Annotated in this window: 7 protein-coding genes; 6 read left to right on the forward strand and 1 reads right to left on the reverse strand. The window is 43.9% G+C overall.

The genetic code is table 11. From position 1 onward, the window contains the following. The first annotated feature begins 140 nt into the window (after nucleotides 1-140). The 4 genes from PPO43_RS11725 (at nucleotide 141) to PPO43_RS11740 (ending at nucleotide 3,678) form a co-directional block, all read left to right on the forward strand. Complete coding sequence (locus tag PPO43_RS11725; RefSeq protein ID WP_272617990.1) at nucleotides 141-1,253, forward strand: leucine-rich repeat domain-containing protein; 1,113 nt, start codon at nucleotides 141-143, stop codon at nucleotides 1,251-1,253. A gap of 14 nt (nucleotides 1,254-1,267) precedes the next feature. Next, complete coding sequence (locus tag PPO43_RS11730) at nucleotides 1,268-1,582, forward strand: MGMT family protein (protein ID WP_272617991.1); 315 nt, start codon at nucleotides 1,268-1,270, stop codon at nucleotides 1,580-1,582. A gap of 211 nt (nucleotides 1,583-1,793) precedes the next feature. Further along, nucleotides 1,794-3,389 (forward strand): zinc-dependent metalloprotease, encoded by a 1,596-nt coding sequence (locus tag PPO43_RS11735; RefSeq protein WP_272617994.1) that lies wholly within the window; start codon nucleotides 1,794-1,796, stop codon nucleotides 3,387-3,389. Nucleotides 3,390-3,411: 22 nt separating this feature from the next. Further along, complete coding sequence (locus tag PPO43_RS11740; protein ID WP_272617996.1) at nucleotides 3,412-3,678, forward strand: hypothetical protein; 267 nt, start codon at nucleotides 3,412-3,414, stop codon at nucleotides 3,676-3,678. 237 nt (nucleotides 3,679-3,915) lie between these two features. Here the strand turns inward: PPO43_RS11740 and PPO43_RS11745 are convergent, their stop codons facing one another. Then, nucleotides 3,916-4,194, reverse strand: a complete 279-nt coding sequence (locus tag PPO43_RS11745) for a DUF202 domain-containing protein (RefSeq protein WP_272617998.1) — start codon at nucleotides 4,192-4,194, stop codon at nucleotides 3,916-3,918. Nucleotides 4,195-4,370: 176 nt separating this feature from the next. On the opposite strand from PPO43_RS11745, the gene PPO43_RS11750 reads away from it, so the two are divergent. Both PPO43_RS11750 and PPO43_RS11755 read left to right on the forward strand, forming a co-directional pair. Further along, nucleotides 4,371-5,573, forward strand: a complete 1,203-nt coding sequence (locus PPO43_RS11750; protein WP_272618000.1) for an imelysin family protein — start codon at nucleotides 4,371-4,373, stop codon at nucleotides 5,571-5,573. A gap of 415 nt (nucleotides 5,574-5,988) precedes the next feature. Continuing rightward, the gene (locus tag PPO43_RS11755; RefSeq protein ID WP_272618001.1) at nucleotides 5,989-10,689 is read left to right on the forward strand and encodes a T9SS type A sorting domain-containing protein; all 4,701 of its coding nucleotides are present in this window, start codon (nucleotides 5,989-5,991) and stop codon (nucleotides 10,687-10,689) included. The last annotated feature ends 94 nt before the right edge of the window (nucleotides 10,690-10,783 follow it).

Here is a 10,783-nt window from a genome sequence, read left to right on the forward strand (position 1 = left end):
TGTGACAGTAGTTTGTTTTGAGTTAATTTGTTTGCTTGGAATTTTATTTGCTTATGTGATCTTTTTCACTTTTAGTAATAGGAGATAGAATTAGCTTTATGCTAAGCATATTTAAAGAACCCCTATTAAAATATTTGCTTATGTCAGGAACTGCAATAAACAAGTATTACTACAGCCGTTATATGTTGGTTCAGGAAGAGAAGAACCAAGAGGAACATCCTTTTAAGGAGCAGATTTGGCAATTGTTTCAGTCTGCTGATCGGGCAAATATAGAGATGGCCTTAAGTTGGATCAAGAGTCTTCAGATTCCTATGTTTCGGGAATTAGAAGAGCTAAAGGTGTTGTACATGGCGAGCTGTGAGCAAGTTGTGAAGCAGATGGGGAGTAAGGAGATACAGCAGTTATTTGCTTTGGAGCATTTATTTATACAGCAGCGGTCCTTGTATCGGATTCCGGAGGTATTGGGGCGTTTACAGAACTTAAAAAAGCTGAGTATTTTTCATAGTCAGAGCAGGAGATTGCCGGCTAGTATTGGGCAGTTACATCAATTGGAGGAACTGCAGCTACAGATGAGTTTAATGGAAGAGCTGCCTGAAGAGATTGGGCAGTTGCAGCAGCTTCGCCGACTGCATTTGGGGCAGTTGTCTGTTTCTTTTTTGCCGGAGGAGATTGGCCAACTACAGCAGTTAGAAGAACTGCAGATTGTAGCATGTCCCATAAAGGTTTTACCGGCTAGTTTGGGGAAATTGTCTTTTTTGCGAAAGTTGGTGATCGAGCAGGGGGAGTTAGTCCGTCTGCCAAAGAGTATTGGGTCTTGTTGTCAGTTAGAGGAGTTGAGTTTGCGAAATAATCGTTTGGAGTGTTTGCCTTCTAAGGTCGCTTCTTGGCAGAAGTTGTGGCGTTTAGATTTGAGTCAGAATCGTTTAAAGCGCTTGCCTTTTGCCTTGGCGCGTCTTCCTTTGTTAGAACTGCTAAATTTGGATAATAATGAATTGGAAAAGCTTCCGACAATAAAGAATTGGGGACAGTTGAGTGAGTTATCTGTTCGGGGGAATAAGTTGGCCAAATTGCCTGCTACAATAGGCTTACTTCAGCAGTTGAAAACAGTGCGTTTAGAAAACAATCAGTTATTGGATCTACCCTTGAGTATAATGGATTTGGAGGGATTGCAGAGTTTAAATTACCAAGAAAACCCCTTGCGGCAAAAGGATCTCGACCCTCAGTTATTTCTTTGGTTAACGAATAACGCTTAACTTTGAGGAAAAAGATGGCCACTGAATTTTACGAAGCGATTTATGAGTTAGTTCGCCAAATACCTAGAGGAAAGGTTTGTACTTATGGTCGAATTGCGGAGGCTTTAGAAAAAACTGGAGCGGCTCGGCAAGTGGGCTATGCACTTAATAAATGCCCTAGAGATGTTCCTGCTCATCGGGTAGTGAATCGAATGGGGCGTTTGACAGGCAAGTTGCACTTTGGGGGACAAACTATGCAGGCGCTTTTAGAGGCGGAGGGGCTAGAAATTGTAGAGGACCAAATCCAAAATTTGGAGAATCATATCTGGGAACCCCTAGAGGAGCTTTAAGAGGCGGCTTTGCCGCCTCTGGCCTAGCGATGCGGCGGGGTGGCCGAAGGCCAGACCAAGTTTTTTGAGCGCAGCGAAAAAAAACGAAGGGCCGAGCAGACCTGCGAGCCCCAAAGCGTAGCGCCGACGAGCGTAGCGAGGCGGAGGCCCCAAATATCTGACTAGATATAAATGAGTTCAGGAAAAAGAAGCTTATCTTTTCAAAAAAAAGATGATGCTAAGAACTTTACTATTATTTCCATTACTTTTGCTGAGCTGCAGTTTGTTGGCTCAAGAACCCTTTGAGTGGTTGTCTTGTGGGAGTCCCTCTCATAAATCGGCTTGGTTAAAAGATTATCAGGCGAACCCTAGTCAATATGCACCTTTATTGCAGGCCAAATCGAATAGTATTCAATATGTTGGGCTCACGATTCATCAGGTATTTAGAGATGATAGCACGGGCAGTATTCCGATTGATCATATTTTCCAGTCGGTTTGTCAGCTCAATACAGACTTTTCGGCTACGGGCATACAGTTTTATGTAGAGCCACCGATTAGTAAAATTTACGATAGTGATTTTTATGCGCATGATTCGGTTGCGCAGGGAGGGCAAAAGATGCTGCAATACAATAGAGACAGCAGTTTGAACGTCTATTTTGTGGCTTCGGCAGCAGCGGGAAACTGTGGCTATAATCTGCCTTATGCGGGGGTAGCTATGAGCAATAGTTGTTTAACTGGTCATACTTTTGCCCATGAATTGGGGCATGCTTTGGGCTTGCCGCATACTTTTATCGGTTGGGAAGGGGGACAAAGTTGGAATGCTAGTCCACAGACTAGTTTTTCTCAGCCTGCCCCCACTACGGTTACTATTAACTACACAGATTTCAAGGATCAACCTTATCCCGATACCTTGATTATCGATACTCTTTTAGTAGAAAAAGTGCCTAGAACTGGGCCAAATGCCAATTGTGGAATTGCTGCCGATGGTTTTTGTGATACGCCAGCAGATTATTTGGCTTATCGTTGGGCTTGCAATGCTGCAAATGGGGCGAGCACAGTTACACAGCTAGATCCTGATAGCGTTGCATTTTTGAGTGATGGCTGGTATATCATGTCTTATGCCTTGAGCAGTTGCCAAGTCGGCTTTTCTCAGGAGCAAATTCAGGCTATGAATGCCTTTTTATTGACAGAGCGAGGGCATTGGATTGGGCAGCCTTTGAATACGGATAGTATTACAGCTATGAGCACTCTAATTAGCCCAGCTCAAAATGCTATTATTCCTGCAGAATATCCTGTTTTTCGCTGGACTGCTGTCGAGGGGGCTACAGCTTATCTCTTTCAATTATATCGTGAGCCTATGGGCGGTGGCCAACTTTTAGAAGAATTGTTGGTGACGGATACCTTTTTTCAAACGAACCGAATTTTAACCCCTCGTATTGATATCTTTCCCTATAGTTGGCGGGTAAAGCCTTTGCATTATAATTACTTTTGTGCGGGTTATGGTCCTAGCCAACAGTTTAATACTAATGCACCAACAGCTGTAATTTCAACAGAAGTATCTGATTTGAATAGTTGGCAAATGGCCCCCAATCCTTTGCCCAAGGGGCAGCCCTTACAAATTTCATGGACCCTAGCAGACGAAAAAATAGGGCAGTGGCGAATTTTTAATGCTCAAGGACAGTTGATTTGGGAGCAAGTCGCACAGCTGCAAGCTGGATCAGGCCGTTATCAATTGCAATTGCCTACGGATTGGGCGAGCGGCAGTTATTTTCTGCAGTTTCGCAGCAAAACAGGCGAAATGCAAGGCAAATTATTTATCATTAAGTAAGAACTCATTTAAAATAAGAGATATGTTTTTGATTGGAAGTATTATTTTCTGGACCATGGCTGCTGTGGTCGGCTATTTTTCGCTCATTCCCCTTAAGGCTGCAGCAGAATACCGCTTTAGAGGCAAATTGGGCCTAACCGTAGAGGGCATTGGCTTTGCCGTTTGTTTGTTGGCGGCCATTACTATGGGTACGGGTGGTTTTGCGGGTTATGCGCTCTTAGGAGCGGGGATTGCGGCAGGTGCAGCAATCCGTTCTCGTTCTGATAATGACCAGCGTTATTTAGAGTAAGCAGAGATAAAAAATAGGCTATTAAAGGGCTTAGGCCGCTAACTTCTTGATTGGGGAGTTAGCGGTTTTGTTTTGGGGCTGCCCCTCCCTTCGGTCGGGTCGGGCTGTGCCGTGGCTCGCTATTCGCTCGGCCCTTCGCGGGCAAAGCCCGCTCGGTCTGCGGCTGCGCCGCCCCACTTTCCATCCCTCAGCCGCGTCGCTGCGCTCCTTTGCGGCGGCAAAGCCGCCTGTAGGACTTTAATTTTTGTAGTGGCTTAAAATTTTAGCTTTCATCTGGAAATAGCGAAAAATTCCCAGAAAGAAAATAACTAAGCCCAAAGCAAAAAGGGCATAGGCCGTATAATGAGCACTAAGTTGATCGGGATAAAAATTGATGATGGCAAAACCCGTAACGACCATATAGAGCGCAGTGCGCATAAAGGAGAGGGCGGTGCGTTCATTGGCGAGATGCGTGCGGTCAAGGGCCAGTAAATCGCGAAGAATGGGTTGTGGTTGATTTTCGGAGGTATTGGACATAATTTGCTTTTGACCAAAATGAATGAAAAATAGCCCCTTTTTCTGTGATAAAGTTGGCAGTAGCCTTAAATTTAAGAAGACCTTAAAAATAGGGGCCAAAATATTTTGGCCTTAAGTGAATGCTGCTATCTTTGCGTCTAAACTTAATTAGATTAAATCTTAATAAACTAATTGTAATGAAAAAGTGGACATTAGCGCTTGCATTGGGCGCATTGAGCCTAACGGCATGTAAGAAGGATGAGGATCCTAATGAAGGTTTGAAAGATGAAGTAGTGAGTAACTACTGCGAAATTGTTTATGCATCTTATAGCGACAGTCATTTGAAGGCGCAGGAACTACAAACGGCGGTCAATAACTTGGTTGCAGGGCCTTCTGCTACAACATTAGATGCGGCTAAGGCGGCATGGAAAGCGGCTCGTGAGCCTTATGGCCAAACGGAGGCTTTTCGTTTTTATGATGGACCTATTGATGATGCGGATGGACCTGAGGGGGATTTGAATGCCTGGCCTTTGGATGAAAACTACATTGATTATGTAGAGGATGCTTCGGGGAATATTGTCTATGGCGGAATTGTCTATGATACAGCTAATTATCCTACGTTGAGCAAAGAGTTGTTGGCTAGTTTGAATGAGCAAGGAGGGGAAAAAAACATTAGCATTGGATATCATGCAATTGAATTTTTGCTTTGGGGCCAAGATGATGTAGACGTGAATGTGAACCCTGGTCAGGGTGGGGATCGCAGTCATACTGATTTTACAGGAGATATTTTTGCGCAGCGTCGTGCGCAGTATTTGCAGGCAACTACTGAGTTGTTGGTAGAGCAATTGGCTGAGTTGAAAGCAGCTTGGGCTGTTGGAGCAAGTTACCGGACTAGCTTTGAGGCTATGCAAGAGGATGTAGCCTTGGCTAAAATTTTGAGTGGAGCGGCTATCTTGTCTAAGTCAGAATTAGCTGGAGAGCGTATGTTTGTGGCTTTAGAGGCTAATCCCGCAGATAATCCACAAGAAGATGAGCATTCTTGTTTTTCAGATAATACGCATAGAGATATTATTACTAATGCTTTGGGAATCAATAATGTGTTGACGGGAACTTATGAGGATGTAAATGGACAAATTATTGGTGATCAGGAGCATTCTATTTTGGCCTTGTTGACTAACTTGGATGAGGAAAAGGCGAGTAATTTGGAAACGGCTATGGCAGATGTAATGACTAAGGTTAATGCTATTCCCACGCCATTTGACAAATATGTGACGCAGGAAAATGTAGGAGATAATGGACCTATTTTTCAGGCGATTAGTGCTTTGCAAAACCAAGGTGATTTGGTAGCAGATGCTGCTGCTGCTTTGGGCTTTACGATTAGTACAGAGTTGCCAGAATAGGTTGACACATAAAACAATATTTTATAGGGTGTTTGTCTGAAGAGACAAATGCCCTATTTTTTTAGACAAACCGTAGACAATAAGGGAGAAAAAAAAGATTTAGGAAGGCAGTCTTTTTTTAGCAATTGAAAAGCTCTATTTTTAGAAATCATTAGTTTAGAGATGAAAATAGAGTTAGGAGCGAAGCGACTGGCTGAGGGATGGATAGTGGTGCGGCGCAGCCACAGACCGAGCGGGCTTTGCCTGCGAGGGCCGAGCAGACCTGCGAGCCACGGCACAGCCCGACCCGACCGTAGGGAGGGGCAGCCCCAAAAAATAAGCAGGTGTTTGAAAAAAAAATGGGGAAGAGCAGCCGAAGAAAAGTTTAAGAACGTTTTAACAGATAGACTATTAGTTTGATAGAAAACGGAACACTATGAAGAACATATTTACCCTTTTGTTTTTGAGTATGAGCTTGTGTCTTTGGGGGCAGAAGACGATCAGTTTAGCTAATTTGAGTGTGCCCTCGGCCTTGCAGGAAGCCTGTCCTGGGCATACGATAGAGATTGATTATGGGGGGTATAATGAGCATCCAGATTTTTTCTTTTTTTCATTGAAGGGAGGTCGGCATCGATTGGTAAAAACGCAGCCTGGGTCTGGTGGAGACACGATATATTGGTCGCATGTGCAGAACTGGGAATCTTTAGGACATTTATCGCCTCCTACTGGAGGTTATACTACGGATAGTTCGTCTGCTCAGACGGTTCGTCAAGGGGCTACGGGGAATTATTCTGGAACGATTACTTTTCAGGCGCCTCAGGATATTAGTTCGGGGACGATTGTGCTTTATGCTGTGGGGGCTAGTTTTAATGATCCTCCAATTGCGTTGGATACTATAGTTTTATTGGCTACGAATCCAGATATCAATGTATCGCCTATACCGACAACTATGTGTACAACAGATAGTGTAGCCATTTTTGTGACTCCTGCGCCTAGTTCTTCAGGGGGAACGGGTTCTATAGCGGTTTCGACATTGAGTTCTACGAACTTCACGGCAAGTAATTATTTTATTACGAACAACAATCCGACTAATCCATTAGATTATACCTTTGTCCCTAATGGGGTAAGTGGGGCAGCTTCTATTTTGGATGCGCAGTTATTGTCTGAAGGTTATACTATTCGTTATAATTATGTGCCTACTATGCAGACAACGGGGGCGAGTTGTCCGGCTAAGAATAAGTCTCAGGTAACGACGATTTATAATAACAATATTGATGGAGCTTCTTTTGCGGCGGTTACGAATCGGGAGGATAGTGCTATTTTGCAATTGCAGGGAGTTTCTCCAACGAGTTTTGAGAATTTGATCATCAATAATAGTTTAGAGGATACTATTTATGGTCCTTATGTTATTGATGGGGAGGTGTTTTTGGCTTCGCAGTCGGGTATTGGGACATTTCCAGTAACTTATGAGGTGGAGAATGGGCCCTGTTTGGCACAGGCTTCTGCCAATGTTTTGGTACGGGATGTTCCTGGTCGGGTAATGCCTTATTCTTACTGTAGTTTGGATACGGCATTTACGTTTGAGAGAGACACGGCAAACTTTCCTTGGGATCCTACTTATAGGGGGCGAAGAAGGGAAATCTATAGTCGAAAGTATTTGATGGATGTAGATGTACAGCCAGCGGCATGTTTAACGGTTTTGAATAGTACTGTTGGTCAGGAGCGATATCAGATTGATCCTGCAGCAGCTCCTGTGGGAACGGATACAATTTGGGTTCAGATTGTTTATAAGGAGGAGCGAATAGAGTATAGTGGTTCTGGAAATGACCGTGATTTGAATAACTATGATCCGAAAGATACTTTAGCGATATTGGCTTATTATGAAGCAATTGAGTTATTTGCTCCTCAGCAGCCTGTTATTGATACGACTTTGCAGGCAAATTACTGTAATGATGTGGCGATTGTGGCGCTTAATTCTACGCCAGCAGGTGGGGTACATGATTTGATTACGTTGACAGGGCCTCATACGGGGACCATTCGTCAAGCTGGAAATAACTTTAGTCCAGCTAGTTTGCATCAGGGGGAGATTAGTGATATTCGATATAGGTTGATTTATGAGTCGGGTATTGGTAACTGTATTGCTTATGATACCGCGGAGTTCACTGTTGTTGCCCCTATTAGTTTGGCATTTATTGGGCGACACTCGGCAAATCAAGGAAATGGGAATAATACTTACTGTTACAATGACCCATCTAATCAGTTATTGACGGCTCCTGCACCTACGCGCTATAATCATCCAGATTCTTTACAGCTAGAAGAGGGGAGTTTTTCTGGGCCAGGTATTCAGGGTTTTGGACCTGTATTTAATCCTCGAGCGGCTAATCCTGGAAGTTTTAACATTCGTTATACCTATGTAAATCAGTATGGCTGTAAGAGCTTTGTCGATTCTTTATTTACAGTAGATCCAGGCCCCAATCCTATTTTGTCTAGTGATCAACTGGGAGATACTTATTGTGCAAATGATACTTTGGGTATTTTGACTGGTTCTCCAGCAGGAGGAATATTCTTTGGCCCAACGATTCAGAATCCTCAGGATAGCGCATTTCAGCCTAATATTATTTATGCTCCCCCTACACCTAATACTGCGGGAACTGTAGATTTTGAGTACCGTTATACAGATCCCAATACAGGTTGTAGCGATACAACATCTTTAACTGTAACGATTAACCCGCTGCCACAACCTAGCCTAACTGTTAGTGACTATTACTTCTGTGAGTCAGATCAGCCGGTTAGCTTAAATGGACAGCCAGCAGGAGGGGTATTTTATTATTACAATACTACCGATACGCTCTACGATGCTACCTATTACCCTAACCCCAATTATCCTACTTTACTTACTTCCACTCGAATAGATACTGTGGTTTATGAATTGGAGGCTTTAGGTTGTGTTAATCGAACAGAAGCTGTACTGACCACTTATCCTAATCCAGTTTTTGGCTTTTCAACTGTAAGTGGAAGAGGCGATACGAGCACGCATGTTTGTTTGGGACAGGATACGCTCTTTTTCTTTCCCTATCTGTCTGCAGGCCAAGTATTGAGTTATGATGGACCAGGGGTATTAAATAATACAGATTTCCTTCTACCACAAGTAGCTGGAGTTGGGGCACATAATGTTCGAGCTATTTACGAAGACTCTACATACTTCCCTGCTGTTTGTCGAGATACTGCCTTCGCAGAGTTTTATGTGCATAGTCAACCTAATGTAGATTTTACTTCTATTGATGGCTGTGGAACACAAGATGCCGTGCTCTTCCCAGATAATGCAAACCTCGGCCTAACAGGAACTGTGCCTGGTACAACAACCCTTTATGACTCCATTTCTCAGGTTGTTTGGGACTTTGGAGATGGAACCATCCGCTCAGGAACCTTTGATCTCAATACAAATACTATTGATACCGTACATTATGTTTATCCTCAAGAGGGCGTGTATACAGCCTCTCTTTTTGTAGAGAATAATAACTACTGCTCTGATTCTGCAGAATTACGCATCTTGGTTCTTCCTGCAATTCGCCCCACAGATTCTGTTCCCTACTTCCAAGATTTTGAAGCAGATGCCGGAGGATGGATAGAAGAAGCTGAAGCAGGAAATGTCAGTAGTAACCTTTGGGAATGGGGAACCTCTAATGCAAATGTAATTGCTTCAGGACATGGAAATACATGGATTACTGGACTCAACCGAACCTATACTTCTGGTGGCGAAGACGGATGGGTTTATAGCCCATGTATCGATATGACTGGCCTAGAACGCCCAATGATGAGCCTAGATCTTTATTATGAAACCGACCCCGGAAATGATGGTGCCGTAATCGAATATTTTGACGAAGATTTACGCAAATGGGTGCCTCTAGGCGAACAAGGAAGAGGGATCGAATGGTATAATTACAATGTGGTTGCAGGCCGCCCAGGTGTGCAAAACCTAGCCCCCCGTGGCTGGTCTGGCGACTCAGACGGCTGGCAAGATGCTCGATATAAACTTGATGACCTAATGAATTACACCAACCTACGCATTCGCATCGCCTTTGGCGCAATAGGCGTAGTTCAAGGGCTAGATGGTGTCGCCTTTGATAATGTTTGGATTGGTAATCGTAGCAGAAACGTACTGCTCGAACATTTTTCTAATTCAGGCCTTAGCAATTTTGATTATGTCAATCAACATGTTTATGACCTCATGTACCGCACGCCCGTAATTTACGATGCCGTAATGGTCCAATACCAAACGAGCTTCCCCAATGCAAACGATCGCTTTAACCTCCTTAATGTCGATGACCCCTCTGCAAGAGTAATCAAGTATGGAATATCTCAAGCAGGTAAGGCACTTATAGATGGCGAAAGATTTAGTGTGACCGCCAATTCACAAGACCTTCAAATGGTTGACTTTGAAGAGGATATGCTTCAGTCTCCAAAGTTTGATATTAACATTGATACTTTTGTGAGCTATGCTGGAAATACCCTAGAAGTTGCCGTAACCTTTACCGCACTAGAAAATATGCCTCTAAGCGATTATGACTTGCATATTGCCGTTTTAGAAGATTCGCTTACCTACTTTAGCGGAGAATATACCCATAGCGTGATGCGCAAAATGTTGCCCGCTGCCGATGGTAGCCGATATAGCCGGGCATTTGCTGCTGGAGACCAAGAACATCTTCGATATACCTGGACATATCCCTCAGATTTTGACTTTAATGAGGCTTCTGTGGTCGTTTTCATCCAAGAAGAAACCGCAGGCTCAAAAGAGGTTTTTCAGGCCATTAGCTCTAGAGATATTACCATTTATCTAGACTCTTTAGGGACCTCTACTTTTGCTATTGCCCAAGCTGAAGCTCAGCCTTTCCAAAACCTAAAACTCTATCCCAATCCCTCTTCAGAATTCTTTAATTTGCAATTGACTGAACTCCCCCAAAAAGCACATAGCTGGCGTGTTGTCGATTTGCAAGGCCGTATTTTTGAAGAAGGAAGCTGGGAAGCTGGTCAAGAAAAACTACAACTTTGGGCTAGAGATTGGCCCGCTGGAGTCTACATTTTTGCTATCCAAGGTGAAGGATTTCAGGTGCAACGCAAAATGGTGCTGGTCCGATAATTTAGGGGCCCGCGGCCGCCCTTTTTAGCGGGGCGGCCGCCGCTAGGCTCCGCAGCTCGCTATTCGCTCGGCCCTGCGGGCTTCACTTCGTTTC

This window comes from Saprospira sp. CCB-QB6 (assembly GCF_028464065.1).
GTDB lineage: Bacteria > Bacteroidota > Bacteroidia > Chitinophagales > Saprospiraceae > Saprospira.